The organism is Tenacibaculum aiptasiae (assembly GCF_965221665.1).
In the GTDB taxonomy this organism is placed as follows: Bacteria; Bacteroidota; Bacteroidia; order Flavobacteriales; family Flavobacteriaceae; genus Polaribacter; species Polaribacter aiptasiae.
Map to the genome: position 1 here is coordinate 969,959 of NZ_CBDCSN010000002.1, position 23,690 is coordinate 993,648.

The window sequence follows — 23,690 nt, forward strand, 5'->3', positions numbered from 1 at the left end:
TTTGGCAAGTTGGAATTAACATATTTAAATATTTTATAAACAAACATTTATGAGAAATTTTACGCTAACAATGTTGTTGGTATTCTCTGGCCTATTTGCCATGAATGCGCAGAACGTTGTAAAAGGAGTCGTAATAAACAGCGATTCTGAAAAACCTCTACAAGGTGTTTCTATAAGTGTAAGAGAAACCAATATCAGTAGTACTACTGGTGTTGATGGTGCTTTTACATTAAATGGTTTACCCGATGGAAGACAAATTGTAGTTGTATCCCTTAGCGGGTTTGAAACCCAAAACTTCCCTGTTCAATTAGCTGGTAAGACAATCGATTTAGGTACTATAATGATGTATGAAGATATATCAGAAGATCAAGATTTAAGTACCATCACTATTACTGATGATGAGTTAAACGATGATACTAGTGCTGCCGACAACATTTCTGGATTATTACAATCTTCTAGAGATGTGTATTTACGTACTGCTGCTTTTGAGTGGAGTTCTTCTTTTTACAGAATTCGTGGTTTAGATTCTGAAAATGGTAAAGTTCTTATCAATGGTATTGAAATGAACAAATTGTATAACGGTCGTCCACAATGGAGTAACTGGGGTGGTTTAAACGATGTTTTACGTAATCAAGAATTTAGTACAGGTTTAACACCTTCTAATTATACATTTGGTGGAGTTTTAGGTTCTACTAATATTAATACAAGAGCTTCTGAATACAGAAAAGGAGGTAGAGTTTCATATGCTTCTTCTAATAGAAGTTATACGCACCGTTTAATGGCTACATACGCTTCAGGTTTATTAGAAAACGGATGGGCTATCGCTGCTTCTGGTAGCAAAAGATACGCTGAAGAAGGTTTTGTTGATGGAAGCTTATACAATGCACATTCTATTTTTGTTTCTCTTGAAAAGCAAATCAATAACGATCATAGTTTAAACTTAACTATAATTCAAGCTGAAAATAGAAGAGGTAAAGCAGCTCCTCATACTCAAGAAGTATACGATATAAGAGGTATTAAATATAACTCATATTGGGGATATCAAGCTGGTGAAATTCGCAACTCACGTATTAGAAGAGTAGATGAGCCAATTATTATGTTAAATCACTATTGGAACATAGGTGAATCTACAACTTTAAATACTGGTGTAGCTTATCAATTTGGAGAAATAGGTAACAGCCGTTTAGATTTTAACGGAGGAAATAACCCAGATCCTACATACTATAGAAAATTACCAAGCTTCTACTTATCTAATCCTAATGGACCTGATTTCGAAGGAGCTTATAAAGCTTTAGTAAACTTCCAAAATAATGGTCAAATCAATTGGGATGATTTATATTTTGGTAATGAAGGAGATAAAGATGATGCTCGTTTTGTTTTATATGAAGACAGAAATGACGATAAGCAATTTACTGCTAATACTATTCTTAATACAGAGTTAACTGATAACATTACTTTAAACGCAAGTTTAGAGTACCGTAGATTAAAGTCTGAAAACTTTGCTACAATTATAGATATGTTAGGTGCTAACTTTTATAAAGATGTAAATAATTTTGGTGCTAACTTTGACCAACAACAAAGTAATATTTTAACTCCAGAAAGATTTGTTACTAAAGGAGATCGTTTTAAGTATAACTATAACTTAGAGTCTCAAGTTTATGGTGGTTTTGCTCAGTTACAGTTTAAGTACAACAAAGTAGATTTTTATGTTGCGGGTTCTGCTCATAACACATCTCACCAAAGAGAAGGTTTATACCAAAATGGGTACTTCCCAACAAACTCTTTAGGTAAATCTGAAAAATTAAACTTCTTTAACTATGGAGCTAAAGCAGGAGTAACTTATAAGATTTCTGGACGTCACTTATTAGATTTTAATGGAGGATATCTTACAAAGGCTCCAACAATCAGAAATTCATTTGCTAATTCAAGAATTAATAATTTAACTGTAGCTGATGTTAGCTCTTTAGATAGTGAGAAAATAATGTCTTTCGATGCTTCTTATATTTTAAGAACACCATTCATTACTTCTAAGTTAACTGGTTACTATACTGATATTAAAGATGCAACTGAGATTTCTTTCTTCTTTGCTGATGGTTTAAACGGTAACTCTTCTGCTTTTATTCAAGAAATTTTAACTGGAATAGATAAGCGTCATATGGGGGTTGAATTCGGTATTGAAGCTCAAGTAACTCCAACTATTAAGTTAAGAGGTGCTGCTAACTATGGTCAGTATACATACAACAACAACCCAGATATCGTAGCTAAATCTGATGACCCAAGTTTCTCTTTTGATAGAAGAAAAGCTTTATTAAAAGATTATAGAGTTGCTGCAGGACCACAAACTGCTTACTCTTTTGGATTCGATTATAGAGACCCTGATTATTGGTTCGTAGGTGTTACAGCTAACTACTTTGATAATGCATACGTTGATGTATCTCCAATTAGAAGAACTGATAACTTCTCAAATGATATTGACGGGCAAGTATTTGCTGATTACGATCCTGTATTAGCTAGACAATTATTAGCTCAAGAAAAATTCGATGACTACTTCACTTTAAATGCTATTGGAGGTAAATCATGGAAAGTAGGAAACAATAAATTCATTAGTGTTTTTGCTAGCATAAGCAATATATTAGGTGAAGAATATAAAACTGGTGGTTTCGAACAAGGAAGAAATGCTAATTATCGTGAATTAAGAGACGATAATGCTAACGGTGCTCCTTCTTTTGGAAACAAGTACTGGTTTGGTAGAGGTACTACTTACTTCTTAAATGTAAACTATAGATTTTAATAAAAACAACATAACAAAATGAAAAATTTAACCTTATATAGAATATTTGCAATTTTATTTGTTGCAATTTCTTTTTCATCATGTGTTAAAGATGGTGATTTCGTTATCCCTAGTGCAGGTGAAGATAAACAATACACAAACTTAAAGTCGTTAAAAGAAATTACTGATTTATATACTGGAGGAGTATTAGATTTTAATGAATACATCAAAACTTCTGGTGATACAGAAATTAATACTTACGGGTATGTTATTTCTAACGATAGAGCTGGTAACTTTTACAAAACTTTAATTATTCAAGATAAAATTGAAAATCCTACTATTGGATTAGAAGTTAGAATTGATGCTACTAACTTAAACGCTATGTATAATGTAGGTAGAAAAGTTTACATTAAACTTAATGGTTTAGCATTAAGTAAATACTTTACTACTTTCCAAATTGGTGTTAAAAATGCAGCAGGAAATGGAACTGATAGAATTAAAGATACTGACTTTGTTGACTATATAGATAGATCTTCTGAGATTGCTGAATTAGTACCTACTAATTTAAAAATTGGAGAAATTACTGATAATCACATTAACACTCTTGTTAAAATTGATGATTTACAGTCTGAGCAAAAAGGATTAACTTATGCTGACCCTAACAGTACTTTTTCTGTAAACAGAACTTTTAAAAGCTGTGCTACTTTTGAATCAATCATTATGAGAACAAGTGGTTTCTCTGATTTCAAATCTTTACCTATTCCAGATAAGAAAGGTAGTGTAACTGCTGTTTTAAATAAATTTAGTAGTGATTACCAATTATTTATTAGAGATACTAAAGATGTTGATTTTACTCAAGAGTACGGATGTTTTAACAATCCAACTTTAAAATCTTTAGCTGACGTTAAAGCATTTTTTACAGGAAGTGAAACTACCATTACTGAAAACTATAAAATAAAAGTAGTTATTACATCTGACCTTGCTAAAGGTAATATTTCAAACAGAAATGCTTTTGCTCAAGATGCATCAGCTGCAATCGCTTTACGTTTTAGTGAAGCTTATAACTTAAACATTGGAGACGAAGTAGAAATCGCTGTTGGTGGTTTAAAATTAAGTGAGTACAATGGTTTATTACAATTAAACTTATCTAACTCAAACATTCTTAGTAAAGCAACTGGAACTGTACCAGCTCCAGAAGTAATTACTTTTGCTCAAGCTTTATCTGGAAACTATGAAAGTAAATTAGTTACAATCGAAGGAGTTCAATTTAAAGATATTGCTAAAACATACTCTGGTTCAAACCTTTTAACTTCTGACTGTACTAACGAATTAACTACTTATGTTAGAACTGATGCTGCATTTGCTACAACTAATGTAAGTGATAAAAAAGGTTCTGTAACTGGTATCATGTCTGATTTTAACGGACCACAAATTTATTTAAGAGATGCTGCTACTGATGTAAACTTTACAGAAGCTTATGCTTGTGGAAGCACTGGTGGTGGAGGTTCTTCAAGTACTCTTTTCTTTTCAGAGTTAGCTGATCCAAATAATGAGTTTGGAGCAAGATTCATCGAGATTTACAACCCTACTTCTGCTAGTATTGATTTAAACGGATGGACACTTAGAAGATATACTAATGGTAGTACTACACCTTCTAGTAGTTCTGTAGATTTATCAGGTAATACAATTACTGCTGGTCAAGCATTTGTTATTGCTGCAGATGCAACTACTTTCCAAGCAACTTTCGGTTTTGCGCCTGATTTAGCTGAGGGTGCTGCTAACACTAATGGAGATGATAACTTTGAATTAGTTGATCCTTCTGGTAAAGTTGTTGATGTTTTCGGTGTACCTGGTGAAGATGGAACTGGAACTAACCATGAATTTGAAGATGGTAGAGCTTACCGTAAAGCTTCAGTAACTACAGGAAATGCTACATATACATTTGCTGAATGGGATATTTGGAATGATTCAGGAGATGCTGGAACAACAAATGCTCCTCAAGATGCACCTGGAAACTTTACTCCTAAAGTTAGATAATATTAAATTATTATAAATTTAAAAACCCAAGTTTAAAACTTGGGTTTTTTATTTTTAAATAAGGTAGTTTTTATTTTTTCACAAACTGTTGTGTATACTTTTTCCCTGTTTTATTTAACGTTATAAAATAAACTCCGGTGGCAAAATCTGAAATATTAATCATCTCTTCATCTACATTCATTGAAACTTCTTTAAGTAATCTTCCATTTGAATCATAAAGTTTCACAGCTCTAAATTTCCATAGTTCATTATAAACTTTTATTTTAAAAGAATTCCCTCGTACAGGATTAGGAGAAAACAAAATAACATCTTTATCATTTACCAAAAACTCCTGCTCCGTTTTAGTTTCTCTCTTATTACTATTACAATTTCCTATATTTTTCCACCCAGTAGCTGTTCTTTCATATAATGTATTAGAATAAACAACCTTGTCACCAGTTTGATAATTTACCGATGCATCGTAATTAGCAATACCATCACAAATATTAACTGTTGTAGCTTCTGATATTACTACTGAATAATCTTCTACTTCTCCATAATTAAAAGAACCGCATGGATTAGGAATTACATTGTAACGCATAGCAATCCTCATTCTTGTTTTCCCTAATTTAGCATTAGCTGGAATTGTAAAAGAACCAGTAACTGGAGTATCTTTTGATACATTTTTAGACCAAACTTGTTCTCCCGGATCTTCAAAATCTGCATCTTGGTTGTAATCTATCCAAATTGCATACCCTTCATTATACACAGTACCAGTCCATTTAGGCGTAATTGTAATTGTATATTGATTATTCTTATTTAGTTCTGTAGATAAACTTGTAAAATCCTGATATCCATTTCCTCCGTCAGAATTATTATTAATATTTCCTAAAGTAACATTTTGTATATACTCATCATTTACATTATCTCCTTTTAAATTACAATAAGTTGGTACCACCACACTCCCTTCACTTTTAGCAACTTCAATTAAATATTCCAATCCAAGCTTAGCAAATTTTGCTGCATGTGTTGCATTTGGAGTAATTGATCTATTAAAGGTATCATTTACAGTATGGATATATGGGTTAGAACCATTAAAAGATGCTTCAAAAGGAAATGCCGCATCATAACCTTGCTGTGCCCAACTATAATGATCTGAGCAACCATAATTACAACGTGTATAATCATAAGTAAACTGATGATTACCTGAAGAGTTATACGTATCCATTAATTGAGCTAAAAAAGAATTTAAAGCACTACTATTATAACTATCGTCTGAAATGTAAACGTCTTTTGGTGACCCTTTATAGTTTGTCATATCAAACTGAACGTATGAAATTACATTGACGTTTCTACTTTTATAATCTTGTGCAATTTCTTTAGAACCTCTCAAACCAACTTCTTCTGCAGCATATGCCATAAACTCAATAGTCCTTTGAGGTTTAAAATTCATTTCTAAAAGTACTCTTGCCACTTCTGTAATTGTTGCTATTCCTGAAGCATTATCATCAGCCCCTGGAGCATTGGTTTCTCTCTCAGGGCTTACAGAATCAATATGTCCACCTAAAATAACAAACTCATTAGGAATATCTTTTCCTTCTATTGTCATAATAAGGGAAGGCATTGTAGTACTGTTATGGTTCACTAATTTGACTGAAACATCCGCTCTACCATTTGCCATTGTTTCCCATTTTTGTTTTAAATCTAAAACAGATTGATTAGCTTTCTGAGTTGTATGATATCTAGTACCATAGTTTTCTAACTCAACAATTTGATTTGCTATGTTAGTATTATTTACTAATCCAATTGCTTGGTTTACTTTTTGACTTTCTGAAATACTATAACTAGCTTTCTTTAAATTCTTACTTCTTTGAGCTAATTTCTTAATAGTTTTAATTGCATTACTTTCGGAAGATTCATAAATAAATCCTGGGCCATGAGTTAAAATCATATGATGCAATTTTTCTGCAGCATCGTTTCCTAACTTCACAGCACTAAACCCATTTAAAGAGGAGATAATTTTAATGTCTTTTGGAGCAACTTTTTGTAGTTTTAAAGCATATGATGTTTCAATAGTTCCATAAAACATTTTTTCTTGACTATAAATGTTAGAAACTCGGACAATCAACAATAATAACGGAATTAATAAGTACGTTTTTTTCATTTTTACGGGGGATTAAATTAATACTACTTAATAATAAGTTTATACTTACATTAATATCTAAGTTACTTAAAATCAGCATTAAAAAATATTTTAAAATAAAAAATATTATTCCAGAACACTAATATTCAATTATTTAAAAACATCGAATCAATTAATATTCCATAAAACATTTATTTTAGCATATTCATATTTTATAATATTTATAAGTAAGTAATGTCTTCTAATAGCAGAATAACAAGAGCTTTTAAAAATGCCAAGAAATTAGAATTAACTGAGCAATCGAAATATGTATTATTTTCAGATTGTCATAGAGGTGATAATAGTTTTGCAGACGACTTTTCGCACAATAGAAAAATATTTCATTATGCTTTGTCACAGTATTTACAAAAAGACTTTACGTATATTGAGTTAGGTGATGGAGATGAACTTTGGGAAAATAAATTTGCTAACATTTTTAATGCTAATAAAGATGTATACTTACTTTTAAGAGAGTTTCACAAAAAAAATCACTTGCATTTTATTTGGGGAAATCACGATATGGATTATAGAAATCCAAAAAAAGTTGCTAAGAATTTAGACTATTACTACGATACCGTTGATGGAAAAAATAAAGAACTTCTAAAAAACGCTTCTTTTTCTGAAGCAATAAGACTAGAACAAGAAAATGGTAAGTCTATTTTCTTATTACATGGACATCAGGCAGATTGGTTTAATTATAACTTTTGGAAACTTAGTCGTTTCTTAGTTAAAATACTCTGGCGTCCATTACAGTTAATAGGAATAGATGATCCTACAAGTCCTGCAAAAAACTTCAAAGAACTTATAAAAGTTGAAAGTCGCCTTGAAGAATGGATTCAAAAGAATAACAATCAAATGATTGTAACTGGTCATACGCATCGCCCTAGATTTCCTTCACCAAATGAATTGCCTCATTTTAATGATGGAAGTTGTGTGCACCCAAGATGTATTACTGGACTTGAAATAGAAAACCAGCAAATTACTCTTATTAAATGGCATGTAGTTACCAATGAAGATGGTACTATGCAAATTTCAAGGACTATTTTGGAAGGCCCTGAAAACTTGTCTCATTATATTTAAAATTTTAATATATCCTATATTTATATTAGTATTGCCAGCTTTTTACGATCAATGGAGTCGAATTATACTAAATTAATGAAATTAGAGAAACTATTTATCATCATTGGTATGCTTATAACATTAAGTATACACTCTCAAAAATCAAATGCTCCAAAATTTGGAAATGGTTTATTTAACCTAATTGGAAAAGACAGTACTTGGTCTATGAATGCTTCAGCCAGAATGCAATTTTTAACCACTGCTAAATGGGATTCAAACTCTGATGGTCTTTCTAATAATTCATCTGCTTTTCAGATAAGAAGAGCTCGTTTAAATTTAAAAGGATTTGCTTTTTCTCCAAAGTTAAAATACAAATTAGAATTAGGCTTTTCTAATTCAGATATTGGTGGAGCCTCAGAGTTTACAAACAACGCTCCTAGATATATTTTAGATGCTGTTGTTAAATGGAACTTTTATCAAAATTTCGAATTATGGGTTGGTCAAGCAAAATTACCAGGAAATAGGGAACGTATAATTTCCTCTGGTAATATGCAATTTGTTGATCGTTCTTTGTTAAATGCTATATTTAATATTGACCGTGATTTAGGGTTTCAATTAAAACATCAATTTCATATTTCTGAAAAATTTATTATTAAAGAAACCTTTGCTTTTTCACAAGGAGAAGGACGTAATGTTACAACCGGTAACATTGGTGGTTACCAATATACAGCTCATTTAGAATTGTTTCCTTTTGGAAAGTTCACTAATAATGGTCATTTCATAGGTGGTAGTCTTTTTAGAGAAAACAAACCTAAACTTGCTATAGGAATGAGCTATGATTTTAATGACAATGCTGTAAAAGATAGAAGTAATTTAGGAACGTATATGAAAAATGATACTGGCTTTTACGAAACAGATATTACTACCTACTTTTTAGATGCAATATTTAAGTATAAAAACTTCTCTTTTATGGGGGAATTTGCTCATAGAAATGCCAAAGATCCTATTGCAAAAAACTCAGATGGCTCTTTAACTGGTGATATTGTACAAGTTGGAAACTCCTTAAATTTACAAACCGGTTATCTATTTCCTAAAAACTGGGAGTTATCTGGTCGTTATACCAATGTTTCTTTCGATAAAGAGATAACGAGAAAAAACACTCAAAATCAATACACTATAGGACTTTCAAAATATATTTCAGGCCATAAATTAAAAGTACAAACTGATGTAAGTTACTTAGATATAACAACTAGCACGAATCAGTTAATGTACCGATTACAAATAGATGTTCATTTTTAAAAAAAAATAACGTAAACCTAACACAAACACTGCTCAGTGTTTGTAGATTTGCAAATCTTAATTAAAAACTAAAAAATGGGAGATCCATATATTTTAATGCTTATCGCTTTAGCTGCTTTAGCCATTGTCGATTTAGTTGTTGGAGTAAGTAACGATGCTGTTAATTTCTTAAATTCTGCTATTGGTTCTAAAGCCATTAAGGTTAGAAATATAATGATAATAGCTAGTATCGGTGTATTCATGGGAGCTGTTACCTCAAGTGGAATGATGGAAGTTGCACGTAAAGGTATTTTCAACCCAAATATGTTCATGTTTCAAGACATCATGTTCATATTTATGGCTGTTATGATTACCGATATTTTATTACTAGATATCTTTAATTCTCTAGGAATGCCTACTTCAACTACCGTATCTATTGTATTTGAATTATTAGGAGCTGCAGTATGTATTTCTTTAATCAAAATTTCTACAAATGATGCTCAATCTATTACTGATATTTGGAACTACATTAATCATAAAAAAGCAGTAGAAATTATAAACGGAATACTACTCTCTGTTGTGGTAGCCTTTTCTGTAGGTGCTATTGTACAGTTTATTTCTCGTTTAATTTACTCTTTCAATTTTGAGAAAAAACCTAGTTATGTAAACGCCATTTTTGGAGGTTTTGCTATTACTGCTATTACCTATTTTATAATAATAAAAGGATTAAAAGGAACTCCATTTTACAAAGACGTAAAACACTTAATTGAAGGAAATACTTTAGAAATAATTATTGGAAGTTTTGTTGTTTGGAGTTTAATATCTCAAGCTTTAATTAGTGTATTTAAGCTTAATGTTTTAAAACTTATTATTGGAGTTGGAACGTTTTCATTAGCTATGGCTTTCTCTGGAAACGACTTGGTAAACTTTGTTGGAGTACCAGTTGCAGCATGGAACTCATATCAGGCATTAAATGATCCATTAATTAATATTGCTAATTTAGGCCCTGAAGCTTTCAAAATGGGAATCTTAGCAAAAAAAGTACCTTCTAATGTATGGTTATTATTATTTGCAGGAGCTATTATGGTAGTTACTTTATGGACTTCAAGTAAAGCTAAAAAAGTAATTGAAACAGGTATTAACTTATCACGTCAAGGAGATGGACATGAAAAATTCCAACCAAATCCTTTATCTAGAATAGTTGTTAGAATTGCAATGGGATTAAATACAGTTATAACTTCTGTTGTACCTAAAAAAACATTAGCTTTTGTTGATTCTAAATTTCAGAAACCAGTTATAGAATTACCTAAAGATAAAACATACGAAATGCCTGCTTTTGATTTAGTAAGAGCATCTGTAAACTTAATCGTAGCTGGTATTTTAATTTCTATAGCTACTTCTATGAAGTTACCTTTATCTACTACTTATGTAACTTTTATGGTTGCCATGGGTACTTCTTTAGCTGATAGAGCTTGGGGGCGTGAAAGTGCTGTATATAGAGTTGCTGGTGTAATTAACGTTGTTGGAGGTTGGTTTCTAACCGCTTTAACTGCCTTTGTTGCCGCAGCTTTAGTTGCTTACTTAATTAGCTGGGATATGGTAATGATTCCTGTTTTATTATTAGTAGTTGCACTATTAATAGGAAGAAATACTTTAATTCACAGAAAGAAATCTAAAGAAGAAAAAAAGCAAATGCATATTGAAAGAGCTGAATTAATTACCATTAATGGAGTAATTGAAGAAAGCGCTGATCATATTGCTGAAGTTGCAACACGTGTTAATAAATTATATACAAATGTAGTTAACGATTTAGCTAATCACGATTTAAATAAGCTACGTAAAACTGATAAACACGTAGGAAAATTAAATGATGAAATTGATGGTTTAAAAGATGGAGTATTCTACTTTATTAAGTCGTTAGATGATTCTTCTGTACAAGCAAGTAGATTTTATATTTTAGTTTTAGGTTATTTACAAGACGTTGCTCAGTCTATTAGTTATATTTCTAGAGCAAGTTTTAAACACGTTAATAACAACCACAAAAACTTAAAGAAAGGACAATTAAAAGACCTTAAACATATAGACAATATACTATCTAAATTATTAGAAGAAATTAGCTCTACTTTCGAAAAAAGAAGCTTTGATAATTTAGAACAAATTATAAATGAAAAGAAAGAATTATTGGTAGATGTTGCTGCTTCTATTGAAAAGCAAGTTGCACGTATTAGAACTGATGAAACAAGTCCTAAAAACACTACATTATACTTTAGTATTTTGATAGAAACTCAAGATTTAGTTTCTGGTTTAATGAGCTTATTAGAAACTTACGAAGAGTTTCATATAAGTACTAAAAACATCTAGTTGATACTTTATAAAACAAAAAAATCCCGAGTAAATTTACTCGGGATTTTTTTTATACTTCTTTTTATTTCTTCTTCATTGGTCTCATTAGGCCTTCTTGAGCCACTGAAGCGATTAACTCACCTTTTCTGGTGTAGATATTACCACAAGCAAAACCACGAGCTCCAAAGCTATTAGGACTCTCTATAGAAAATAGCATCCAATCATCAAAAGTAAAGTCTCTATGAAACCACATCGAATGATCTAAACTTGCCATTTGTGTATTTCCAAAATTAGCTACACTTGCATTTGGATTTAAACAAGCTGTTAAAATATTATAATCGGATATATAAGTTAAAATTTGTTGTTTTAAAGCCAAAGATAAATCTACTTGATCTCCTTTCAACTTAAACCAAACATCCACAACCGGAGGCAAATCTTGCATATCTAAAGGATTCGCAATTTGTACAGGTTTAAAATCTATTGGTCTTTCTATACTTAAAAATGCTTTTAGCTTTTTAGGTAAGAAATCTCCAAACTGATCTAACATATCTGTCCAGCTATATAACTCTTCTGGTTGTTTTATATCTTTCTTTATTGGCATTTGATGTTCATATCCTTCCTCTTTTTTATGGAAGGAACAAGCCAATATAAAAATCGTTTTATCTTCTTGATGTGCTGTTACCCTTCGAGTTGAAAAACTTCCTCCATCTCGTATTACTTGTACATTATAGGTAATAGGTTTTTCTAAATTACCTGCTTCTAAAAAATATGAATGTAACGAATGTAATATACGTTCTTCTGAAACGGTTCTGTAAGCAGCGTTTAATGACTGTGCCAATACTTGTCCTCCAAATACATTTGGGCTTCCAATATCTTTACTTATTCCATTAAAATTATTCTCTCCAATATCTTTTAAAGTAAGTATATCTAGTAACTCTTGTGTGTCTTTCATTTTTACAAATTAACTTGCTCTCTTAATTCTTTCTTTTTGAATGGATGTTTTTGTTTAAACTCCGATGGTTGAATTCTTTTTAAAAACAAACTTAAAATACGATTTGGTATCGTATTCTTATGTCGCAGATAGATTGTTAAATCTTGAGGTTTAGCTCCAACAGAACTTTTTATCTCACTAGCTGTTCTTCCAAAATTAATTGTCTTTACTTTTTTATCTATTCCTAAACTTATATAATCATACAACATTCTTTGATATACAGCATATTCTTTATTATAATCGTAATCAATTCCAACAAAATGTGCATCCAATGATTTCTTATTAAAAATCCCTGATAAGAAACCTACCAGTTTATCTTCTAACCAATAGGCTTTTAAAAAATAGTTATCTCCTAAATTTTCTTTTAAAGTTCTATAGGTCTCTATATTAAAATCTCCTAAATTGAAACTTGACTTTGTAGACACTGTTTTATACAACACTGTCATTTCTGGCTTCAAGTCTTTTAATCTGTCTTCAGTTACATCTTCAACTTTTAAAAGACTACTCAACTTTAATGCTCTTTTTGCTTTTACTCTAAATTTTGTTTTTAAAGCAGCTAAATAATCTTCAATAGAACTCCAATCATTATCTAATTCTAGAACCATATTCGGATCTACTTTAAACGAATTATATCCTTCTTCATGTAGCTCATGCGTTATATAAAGTGATTCTTTTTCAAAATCTTTTAGCATAAAAGCATCCGCTGTATTCTTAGCGCTAATATTGGAATAATTTACTACCGCTTTAGCAATTTGCTTAAGTACTTCTTTTTTATTTTGATTATTCTTAATAAAAACTCCATGCTCTCCACTTACAAATGTATTACCGCAAGTAAGTACTTTAAATGGTTTTTCTGGAGATATAATTCTTAATTTTCTCCCCATACACTTTACCCATTCAACAATAGATTGCATGTCGTTTTGAACACTATCTAAATAAAAGTCGACTATTTGAATATTAGCTAAAGCAATTGCTTTGTTATTAATATCAAACAGTATAATATATGCAAAATGTATTGTCTTATTGTTTTGCTCTAACGCCTCTAGGTATTTAGGGGTGAAATAGATATTATCTGTGCATCCTAATTCTTCCCATACTTCATAAGGCACTTCTTTAATTGAAGAAAAGTATTTAGTATTCGAATTTTGATTTTTACTACAAGATAAAATATTCACGTACGCCCCTTTAATTTTAGTGTAAAATACTAAAACTTTATTTAATAAATTCTATTGCACATTCATATTCCAAACTGGAACATTAAAAATTTTGCTTATTTTAACTGTATCACTTAAAAGATACTGCTTATCTCCATGGTTTAATAAATTAAATCGTTGACCGTCGTTAGTTACCAAGTTTGCTTCGTAACAGAAGTATCCTCCCGATGATTTTCCTGGTATGAACTTTTCTAATACTTGGAGTGCATATGCATTTTGAAAAGGAATAATCTCACTTCCAACAACCATTTTTCTTTTTCTAGTATGAAAATAAGCCTTTGCACCTGTACTGATTAATAGAAAAACACCTACTAATAAAAATACTCCTCCTGTTGTAAAAAATATTTTACCTGCTTGCATAAAACCCATTGCTTCTTTTGAAAATTCAAAAAACTCAACAAAAGACCATAAAGTAAAGTTTGCTCCAACTAAAAAGAATCCCCAAGCCACAAACTTCATGTACGAACTTGAACTAATTTTATAACCTTTATTCGTTTTCTTTAAGTGTTCACTTAAGAAATTACTTCCTGAACCTTCTGTTGCTTCCCATGATATTTGTTTTCCTATTGCATCTTGAGTAAAATCACCAAAATTGAAAATTATTTCTTTATTATTAGGTGACCTCTTTTTTCTTCTAACTAAAAAACTTGAGAAAAACATTCCGCCAAACATGAAGACAAAAACAACAAGCATTCCACCAAGTTTATAATATAAGTATCGTTGTTTACCATAGGTTAACTTTTTAATACGAACTGTGGTTTCTAAACGGCTTATTGTATTTAAATCTCTTCTTGTTGGATTCTCTAATTGTTTTAAAGAGTCTAATTGTACTATTTCTTGTTGTAATTCTGTTTGCTGTTTATTATATGCTTGGTACTTTTTTTGTATTTCTGGCATTACGACAAAAAACACAATTCCTATTGGAATTAATACAAAAAGCCAAGAGCTATTGAAAGTAAACTTTTTCATAGTATTATTTTTTTAGAATAAAAAAGTCATTACAATATTGTAATGACTTTAAATAAAGTGAGTTATTTTTTATTGACAAAATGGAACCGTGAATACTCCTTCTACAGTATTATCTGCATCAGCCACAGCCTTAATTCTTACAGTAGCTTGAGTTGTTGTTAAAGACTCTACAAGAACTGTACTATTTAATTTATTCAAAGGAGTTTCTCCTTTTTTGTTAAACACAACATTAACCTTACTAGGTACTCCTGCTTGATTTTCTACATCAATTGAAATGTATAATAAATAATCTAAAACATTTGAGTTACAATCTGCTGCAACATTTGTTATGTTAACACTTAAGTTATTTCCATTAAGAAAAGCTTTACCTCCTGTTGCTTTAAAGGACTCTCCAAATACTTTTCCTTGTAAAGGCAAATTATTTAAATCAACGAATCCGCTATTAGAACATGCAGTTAAAACAAACATTGCTATAACTGCAAAAAATTTAAATATATTTTTCATTGTTAATTTTTTACTAGTTTTAATCCTGCCGTGAAATTAATTAAAAAATAAAAAACCACAAACAAAATGCTTGTGGTTTTCTTATGCTTGCTTCGGTTTTATTAACCTACTATGTTTATAATTTTACCTGGCACTACAATTACTTTTTTAGGTGTTCTTCCTTGTAATTGTGCTTGTGTTTTTTCATGTGCCATGACTGTTTTCTCTATTTCATCTTTACTCATATCTAACGGTAGCTCTAATGTAAAACGCATTTTACCATTAAATGAAATTGGGTAATTCTTAGCACTCTCTACTAAATGAGAAGCTTCAAACTTTGGAAATGTTACTGTAGAAATAGATTCTGTATGTCCTAATTGACTCCATAATTCTTCTGAAATATGTGGTGCATACGGAGAAACTAATACTAATAACGGTTCTAAAATAGCACGCTTATTACATTTTTGCGCTGTTAATTCATTTACCGCAATCATAAACGTAGATACTGATGTATTGAAAGAGAAATTCTCAATATCTTCCTCTACCTTCTTAATTGTTTTGTGTAAAGTTTTTAATTCATCCTTTGTTGGTTCTGCATCAGAAACATTAATACCATTTTCACCTACATATAATTTCCATAATTTCTTTAAGAAAGAATACACACCTGAAATTCCAGATGTTTTCCAAGGTTTAGTTTGTTCTAATGGTCCTAAAAACATTTCGAATAAACGCAATGCATCTGCACCATATTCTTCACAAATATCATCAGGGTTTACAACATTAAACCAACGCTTTGACATTTTTTCTACCTCACGACCTACAATGTATTTTCCTTCTTCTAAAACAAACTCTGCATTTTCAAATTGAGGTTGCCATTTTTTTAGAGCTTCAATATCTAATTCGTCAGAAGTATTAATCAACTTAACATCTACTCTAATTTCATCTGTTTCATATTCTCCTTTAAGATTTTTAGAAACATATTTATCTGTTCCAGTAATTCTATAAACAATTGCTGATGTTCCTAAAATCATTCCTTGGTTGATTAGTTTTTTAGCAAACTCATCAACTGGTAACAATCCTCTATCGAATAAGAATTTTTGCCAAAAACGTGCATATAATAAGTGCCCTGTTGCATGCTCAGACCCACCAATATATAAATCCACTTCTTTCCAATAGTCAACCGCTTCTTTACTTACAAACTCTCCTTCGTTTGTTGAATCCATATAACGGTTAAAATACCATGAACTTCCAGCCCATCCTGGCATTGTATTTAGTTCTAGCGGGAAAATAGTTTCATTATCTATTAAATCATTACTAACTACCTCAGCAGTTTCTGTATTCCAAGCCCAAACCTCAGCATTTCCTAATGGTGGTTTTCCATCTTCTGTTGGTAAATATTTTTCTACCTCCGGTAATGCTATTGGTAAATGTTTTGCTTCAATCATTTGAGGCACTCCATTCTTATAATATACTGGAAATGGCTCTCCCCAATAACGCTGACGGCTAAATACCGCATCACGCAAACGATAGTTTATTTTTCCGTAACCAAAACCGCGTTTTTCTAATTCATAGATTACGGTTTTCATTCCTTTCTTATAATTTAAACCATCTAAGAAATCTGAATTTGCTAATTTAATTCCATCTTTAGCATCATTGGCTTTTTCAGAAATATCTACATCTGCAAAAATATTTGGTATGTCTAATCCAAAATGTTTTGCAAAATCATAATCACGTTGATCTCCACAAGGAACTGCCATAACCGCACCTGTACCGTAACTTGCTAATACATAATCACCGATCCAAATTGGCACTTGTTTTCCTGTAAATGGATGTAAAGCATAAGCTCCTGTAAATACTCCTGAAATAGTTTTTACATCTGCCATACGATCTCTTTCCGAACGCTTTGACGTTGCTTCTACATAAGCTTCAACAGCTTCACGTTGTTCGTCTGTAGTTATTTTAGCTACCAATTCATGCTCTGGAGCTAATGTCATAAAACTTACTCCAAAAATTGTATCAGGACGTGTTGTAAACACATCTATTTTAGCATCGTAATTTTCAACATCAAAAGAAACCATGGCTCCTTGGCTTCTTCCTATCCAATTTGTTTGAGAATCTTTTAATGGTTGTGGCCAATCTATATTTTGTAATCCGTCTAACAAACGTTGTGCATAAGCAGAAATACGCATAGACCATTGGGTCATTTTTTTACGCACTACTGGATGTCCTCCTCTTTCTGAAACTCCGTTTACTATTTCATCATTTGCAAGTACTGTTCCTAAAGCTGGACACCAGTTTACTTCTGTATCTGATAAAAATGTTAAACGATATTGTAATAATATTTCTTGTTGTTTTTCTACTGAAAAACCTTTCCATTCTTCTGCTGAAAAAACAGTAATATCTTCATCTGAAACTGCATTGATGTTTGCATTTCCTTCTTTTTCAAATTTTGAAACTAAAGTTGAAACATCTTCTGCTTTGTCTGTATCTTTATTATACCAAGAGTTGAACAACTGGATAAAAATCCATTGTGTCCACTTGTAATATTCTGGATTAGAAGTACGAACCTCACGTGACCAATCGAAAGAAAAACCAATATTGTCTAACTGACGACGATACGTTTTAATATTCGTTTCGGTTGTTATTGCTGGATGCTGTCCTGTTTGAATAGCATATTGCTCAGCTGGTAATCCAAAAGAATCATATCCTTGTGGATGCAATACATTAAACCCTTTATGACGTTTATAACGTGCATATATATCACTAGCAATATATCCTAATGGATGTCCTACATGCAATCCTGCTCCTGATGGATAAGGAAACATGTCTAAAACATAATATTTAGGTTTATCTGATGTATTACTGGCTTTAAATGTTTGGTTGTCTGCCCAAAATTGTTGCCACTTCTTTTCTATTTCTTGGTGATTATATTGCATTGTCTCTCTTTTAAGAAGCTGCAAATTTACGGTTATTGTTTGGAAGTTTAAAGTAAAAAAATGGCTTAAACTGTTATTATCATGTTATATAAAATGAACAAAAACTTCACAGTTGTTAATCTTTGTTGGGAAATAGTTTATTTTAAAAAAATGAATGTTCTTTGTAATAGATTAAATTCATTATTTTGAAGAACAATATTTTAAAAGCTCACCTTGCTTTACTCAGTGCCAATGTTATTTATGGTGCTAATTATTTAATTGCAAAAGGAGTAATGCCTAATAAAATAGGGCCTTCTGCTTTTGTTTTTTTAAGAATTTTAGGTGCTGGAATTCTTTTCTGGATTATTAAATCGTTTATAAAAGAAAAAATTGAGAAAAAAGATTTCCCTAAACTAATACTTTGTGGGTTATTAGGAGTTGCTGCCAATCAATTACTTTTTTTTCATGGGTTAAATTTAACATCTCCTATTGATGCTTCTATAATTATTACAGCAGTTCCTATTGTTGCGGTTGTTTTTAGCGCTATTCTTTTAAAAGAAAAAATAACGCTCTATAAACTTTTAGGAATAACCATAGGTGGTATTGGTGCAATATTATTAATTTGGTATGGAAATCAGTCGAAAGGAACTAGTTCTTTACTTGGTAATCTTTTTATTTTTATTAATGCTATTTCTTATGGCCTGTATTTAGTACTTGTTAAACCCTTAATGAAAAAATACAACTCTATTACTATTATTAGCTGGGTATTCTTATTTGGTTTTATGTTTATGTTTCCTTTTGGTATAACAGATATTGTTACTGTTGATTTTTCTGCATTTACCACTCATACATACTTAGCTATTTCTTTTGTTATTATTGGAACTACTTTTTTAGCTTATCTATTCAACATTTATGCTTTAAACTATGTTTCTCCTTCTGTTAACGGCAGTTATATATATTTACAGCCAGCTGTTAGTTTTATTATGGTGAGTATTTATGCTTATGTATTAGGTTATACACAATATGCCCAAGATATTAATCCTGTTAAAATCATAAGCTGTTTTTTTGTAGTTATAGGAGTATACCTAATTAGTAAGGTTCCAAAAAATAAAACATAAAAAAATCCCTGATAAAATTATCAGGGATTTTGTTTTAAACTTTTTATTAGTTTATTATCCTTTTACTGGTACTGATATTATTGTATCACCCCAACCTAAATGCATTTTAGCATCGTTATTTTCTCCATCAAAAACGATTGAAAAAACTTCTATTGATCTAGGTGATTTAGATGTTGGTACTTTTACTCTAACTACATCTTCTTTTTCATTATAAAAATAAGATCCCCATACGTTCTTTGCTGTACTTAAAATAACTGTCCATTCCTTCTTTCCTGGAATTGTAAATAAAGTATAAGTTCCTGCTTTTACTTCTTTACCTCCAAAAGTAGCATCTTTATAAAATGTAATTTCAGCAGCTTCGTTTGCTCCAGTACGCCATACTTTTCCTTGAGGCGCTAATTTGTCTAAACTACGTCCTTTTAATTGTGGACGACTATAAATTACTTTTACTAATTTATCTGAAATTCTATAACTACTTGGATATGCAGCAGCATCCATAGGACTCTTATCTAGCTTTGGAAACTCTTGTGCGTTTATTTCATTAGAAGCAACTAAAGCTACTACAAATACTAGAATTGTTAAAATTGATTTTTTCATTGTTTAATTATTTAAGGTGAATTATTTAGTCATTGGTCATTAAAATTACATAACCTTACGTTAAAATTATGTGAAATTTATTACTGAAGCTCCCTTGTTTTTTTGAATCAGTTCAAAGGCTATAATTATAAGCAAACTCACTCCAAAAAGAGGCAACAATAACCCCAATAATAATAGCAAAGTTATAATAATTGGACTTATCTTAAAACTATTTGACACTTTTGGAACTCCTAAATTCTTTTCTGGTTTTCTTAAAATGTATGAAACTATTGCCCCAATACTCATAATAGTTAGTAAAATTGCAACTCCGAACATTATCCACCAATTCCAAACTCCAAACTGACCTTGATGGAATGCCATTACCCACATTCTTCCTCTCATTAAAAAACCAACATCACTCCAATTATGTTTTTTTATCAACTTACCTGAATATTGATCAAAATGTAACATTTTTTGAGCTCCTAAATCAAATGTTTTATTAGAAACACTAAACGTACTTTGAGCATTTTTAGGAAGCCCTATACTTACAACACCTTTCAAGTTTTGTTGTGTTGCAATTGCAACCATTTCATCTAAAGTTAAAGCTTTTTCTGAAACAACTGATGTTAATCCTCTTCCACTCCATGTTTTCGGATAACCTGTATTTGTAAGCTTCTGTATTTTCTTAAAATTAGCACCAAAAACATCTGTCCATGGTAAGCCTCCCGCTAAAGTAATAAGCAATAATCCCGAAATCCAGAATCCAATTACTGCATGTAAATCTCTAAACAAAATTCTTCTTCCTTCTTTGAGTCTAATTGTAAAAACTCCTTTTATACCTCTTTGAAATGGCCACCAAACATACAATCCGGTTATAATTAATACTATCATCCAACTAGCTATCAACTCAACTAGTTTTGTTCCTATTTTACCTCCTAATAATTCTCCATGCAACTTTCTAATTGAATACATCCAAGTATCTTTGGGAGAGAATTTCCCAGAAACCTCAGCTGTATAAGGATTAACAAACAATGATTTTTTATGACTAAATCTACCCGAAACAAACTCAGTAGCTTTTTCTGAATTTAAAGACAACACCATACTATTGGGTTTCTTCTTCATTTGATTCTTTGCTATTTCCCATTGTTGTTGAAAAGAAATAGGTTTTTGAGATGTAACTTCTACATTTTCAAACTTCTCTTTTGCTACTTTTTCTATTTTAGGATTAAACAAATAAACCGCTCCTGTTATTGACAAAATCAACACAAAAGGAAGTGATATAATTCCAGCAATAAAATGCCATTTCCACAACCATTGATTTAATTTTCTATTTTTCATCTTGAATATTTTTTAACCTCATAGCTTTACTACCATGAGGTTAATTTTTAGCTATTACTTAGTATTAAAAGTTATATTTCACTCCAAAATGAAATGCTCTTGGATTACCAATACTATACGTATTTTGCTTACTCCATCTACTATATGAAACTCTTACAGCATAAAGCTTATCAAAAATATTCAATGCTTGTCCCCAAATTTCAAACTGCTTGTAAGTATAATTTGCTCTAAAGTTAAAAATGTTATGTCCTCCATATGTAGAAGTTCCTAAAATGTCTCCTCCAGAAGTATCTTTTCCTATTACGGCTTGCCCTTCAAAACTTGTATTATATTCTCCAATTTGCTCATGCTCTAATGTTAAAAGCAAATCAGATATTGGCTTATAATTTAAAGAAGCTGTACTTATATAATTAGGAGCCGTTTGCATATTTGTATTAGAATAATCTACATTGTTTTCAAAAAAAGACAAGTATTCATGTGTAGCATAACTTCCACTATAATTAACAAATAAATTAGACAGCACATTATATCGTAGCCCTAATTCAACTCCCATAGAACGTGTTTTTCCTGCGTTTTTTTGAATAAAATTTCCTGAAGTATCTCTAATAGAAACTAATCTATTGATACCATCTAATTGGTATATCGCTATATCTACCTTTAATTTCGATGGTATTGAATAATATGCTCCTAGTTCGTAATTATGAAATTCTGCTGGTTTTAAAGTAAATGCATTTCCTGTAGTATTCTTCCCATTTCTGAATAAAGTTCCCACTTGCGGTGGTGTAAATCCTTTTGAGTAATTAGAATAAATCCCCGCCCTCTTTGTTAAGTTTAGATTTACTCCTAGCTTAGGTGAAAAGTTTGTATAGGTTACTTTAGTATCTTGAACTCCTGAATTAGCTTCATCTAAATTATCATAATCATAAGTAAAACCATCGTAACGTAAAGCACCTGTTAGCTTTACTTTTTTTATGGGTGAAATTTCAAATTGTGCATATCCTGCGTAATTAAATATATCTGCCTGATATTTTAAGATATAATCTCCATTTTTAACCGAGTAATCAATATTTTGAGCAGTCGCTACATCTACAACAACATCGATATTTTCTGCCTGATAAGTTTGAGGTGAAAAATCGGTAGTTGCTCCAACTATTAAACTAGAATTTGCAAAATTAAAATCGATTTTATGCTGAATTAAACCTACATAACTTTTAAACTTATTAGAATTGATTTCTCCTCTTCCAGTTCCATCTAACACACCACTAACTCTATTTTGTCTAATTCTGTATGATGGTATTTGGTTCATTTCATTATTTCTGTAAATGAAATTGAACGATGTTTTATTAGATTCATTCCAATACTTATCTAATGTAGAACGAAATCTAAATGCTTTAGCTTCTCTTTCTGTAAATGTTTGATTACTTTCATAATTTCCATCTGTATAATTTTTCTCTGAAATAGAACCAGACATATCAGATCTATAATCGATATAAGTTAAGCTATTAGTCCATTTCAAACTTTCTGAAAAATCATTTACATTTTTAAATGAAATAGCTGTTTTTTCATAATCTGAATGTCCAACCACTCCATTATCTCTACGTATATGATGTCCTCCCACATAAAAACCATACTTTTCATTTACTGTTGTAGAGGCTTCTAGTTCGTATTTTGTTAGTCCCAAATCATTTATTTGAAATCCAACAGAACCTCCAAAGTCTTTTCTAGGATTTTTAGTAATAAAATTGAAGCTTCCCCCAATAGCTTCACTTCCATAAATACTCGACGCTGGTCCTTTTAATACTTCAACTCTACCAAAAGTTGTATTATTCATTTCCAATAATGCATTGTGATTAAACACTGCTACTGGACGTATTGGTAAACCATCTTCTACATATAAAAACAACGATTTTGTTGATATTGGCGAACGTGTTGCCATAAAATGTTGTTCGTTACTAGAAGCTTTTGAAGTGCTCATAAACACCCCTGGCACTTGATTTACTAATTGTTCTATTCCGAAAGCTTTGGTTTCTTGAATTTGTTTTTCAGTTAGTAAACCTATAGATGCCGAAACTTCTTGTCTCTTTTGTGTTTCTCTACTTGCAGAAACGATAACCTCTTCTAAACTTTCTATTACTTGCTTTAAAACAATAAGGTTATTATTGCTTAACTGCATCTTTTTTGTTTCATAACCTATACTTGATATTTGAACAGTTCCTTCTTCTAATTTTATAGAGAAGTTTCCTTCAATATCTGTTATGGTTCCTTTGTTTTTGTTTGTTAATGATACAACTGTAGCTCCTACAATTGGATTATTTTGATTGTTTACTATTTTACCTTTGAATATTGTTTGTGAAAAACCGTTAAGTATAGGCAATAGTAACCCTAGGCATATAAATAATGCTTGCTTTTTCATAATGAAAAATAACTTGATATGTTTA

At 30.8% G+C, this 23,690-nt stretch carries 15 protein-coding genes; 6 read left to right on the plus strand and 9 right to left on the minus strand.

The window, feature by feature from the left end:
- Positions 1-49: 49 nt before the first annotated feature.
- A complete protein-coding gene (locus ACOQN8_RS04785) occupies positions 50-2,791 on the plus strand; it encodes a carboxypeptidase-like regulatory domain-containing protein (protein ID WP_420551810.1) in 2,742 nt (913 codons plus the stop codon).
- Positions 2,792-2,809: 18 nt separating this feature from the next.
- Positions 2,810-4,807, plus strand: a complete 1,998-nt coding sequence (locus ACOQN8_RS04790) for a DUF5689 domain-containing protein (RefSeq protein ID WP_420551811.1) — start codon at positions 2,810-2,812, stop codon at positions 4,805-4,807.
- A gap of 70 nt (positions 4,808-4,877) precedes the next feature.
- On the opposite strand, the gene ACOQN8_RS04795 is transcribed toward ACOQN8_RS04790, so the two are convergent.
- Positions 4,878-6,950, minus strand: a complete 2,073-nt coding sequence (locus ACOQN8_RS04795; RefSeq protein ID WP_420551812.1) for a M20/M25/M40 family metallo-hydrolase — start codon at positions 6,948-6,950, stop codon at positions 4,878-4,880.
- Positions 6,951-7,163: 213 nt separating this feature from the next.
- Between ACOQN8_RS04795 and ACOQN8_RS04800 the strand changes: the two genes are divergently transcribed.
- The 3 genes from ACOQN8_RS04800 to ACOQN8_RS04810 all read left to right on the plus strand — a co-directional run bounded on the left by ACOQN8_RS04800 (position 7,164) and on the right by ACOQN8_RS04810 (position 11,666).
- The gene (locus tag ACOQN8_RS04800; protein WP_420551813.1) at positions 7,164-8,048 is read left to right on the plus strand and encodes a metallophosphoesterase; all 885 of its coding nucleotides are present in this window, start codon (positions 7,164-7,166) and stop codon (positions 8,046-8,048) included.
- A 75-nt stretch (positions 8,049-8,123) separates the two neighbouring features.
- Positions 8,124-9,326, plus strand: coding sequence for a porin (locus ACOQN8_RS04805; protein WP_420551814.1), 1,203 nt, complete (start codon positions 8,124-8,126; stop codon positions 9,324-9,326).
- A gap of 75 nt (positions 9,327-9,401) precedes the next feature.
- Entirely contained in the window at positions 9,402-11,666 is a 2,265-nt protein-coding gene (locus tag ACOQN8_RS04810) for an inorganic phosphate transporter (protein ID WP_420551815.1), read from the plus strand.
- A gap of 64 nt (positions 11,667-11,730) precedes the next feature.
- On the opposite strand, the gene ACOQN8_RS04815 is transcribed toward ACOQN8_RS04810, so the two are convergent.
- The 5 genes from ACOQN8_RS04815 to leuS all read right to left on the minus strand — a co-directional run bounded on the left by ACOQN8_RS04815 (position 11,731) and on the right by leuS (position 18,241).
- The gene (locus tag ACOQN8_RS04815) at positions 11,731-12,600 is read right to left on the minus strand and encodes an acyl-CoA thioesterase (RefSeq protein WP_420551816.1); all 870 of its coding nucleotides are present in this window, start codon (positions 12,598-12,600) and stop codon (positions 11,731-11,733) included.
- Between the two features lie 2 nt (positions 12,601-12,602).
- The gene (locus ACOQN8_RS04820) at positions 12,603-13,814 is read right to left on the minus strand and encodes a GNAT family N-acetyltransferase (RefSeq protein ID WP_420551817.1); all 1,212 of its coding nucleotides are present in this window, start codon (positions 13,812-13,814) and stop codon (positions 12,603-12,605) included.
- 51 nt (positions 13,815-13,865) lie between these two features.
- A complete protein-coding gene (locus ACOQN8_RS04825) occupies positions 13,866-14,822 on the minus strand; it encodes a hypothetical protein (protein ID WP_420551818.1) in 957 nt (318 codons plus the stop codon).
- 69 nt (positions 14,823-14,891) lie between these two features.
- Positions 14,892-15,326: a hypothetical protein gene (locus ACOQN8_RS04830; protein ID WP_272150560.1), complete on the minus strand. Its 435-nt coding sequence runs from the start codon at positions 15,324-15,326 to the stop codon at positions 14,892-14,894.
- A 101-nt stretch (positions 15,327-15,427) separates the two neighbouring features.
- Positions 15,428-18,241, minus strand: a complete 2,814-nt coding sequence (gene leuS / locus ACOQN8_RS04835; RefSeq protein WP_420551819.1) for a leucine--tRNA ligase — start codon at positions 18,239-18,241, stop codon at positions 15,428-15,430.
- A gap of 185 nt (positions 18,242-18,426) precedes the next feature.
- Here leuS and ACOQN8_RS04840 point away from each other — a divergent pair, with 185 nt between their 5' ends.
- A complete protein-coding gene (locus ACOQN8_RS04840) occupies positions 18,427-19,338 on the plus strand; it encodes a DMT family transporter (RefSeq protein WP_420551820.1) in 912 nt (303 codons plus the stop codon).
- A 54-nt stretch (positions 19,339-19,392) separates the two neighbouring features.
- On the opposite strand, the gene ACOQN8_RS04845 is transcribed toward ACOQN8_RS04840, so the two are convergent.
- The 3 genes from ACOQN8_RS04845 to ACOQN8_RS04855 form a co-directional block, all read right to left on the minus strand.
- The gene (locus ACOQN8_RS04845) at positions 19,393-19,935 is read right to left on the minus strand and encodes a DUF2911 domain-containing protein (RefSeq protein ID WP_420551821.1); all 543 of its coding nucleotides are present in this window, start codon (positions 19,933-19,935) and stop codon (positions 19,393-19,395) included.
- Between the two features lie 66 nt (positions 19,936-20,001).
- Entirely contained in the window at positions 20,002-21,252 is a 1,251-nt protein-coding gene (locus tag ACOQN8_RS04850; RefSeq protein ID WP_420551822.1) for a PepSY-associated TM helix domain-containing protein, read from the minus strand.
- A gap of 64 nt (positions 21,253-21,316) precedes the next feature.
- Complete coding sequence (locus ACOQN8_RS04855; protein WP_420551823.1) at positions 21,317-23,665, minus strand: TonB-dependent receptor; 2,349 nt, start codon at positions 23,663-23,665, stop codon at positions 21,317-21,319.
- Between the last annotated feature and the right edge of the window lie 25 nt (positions 23,666-23,690).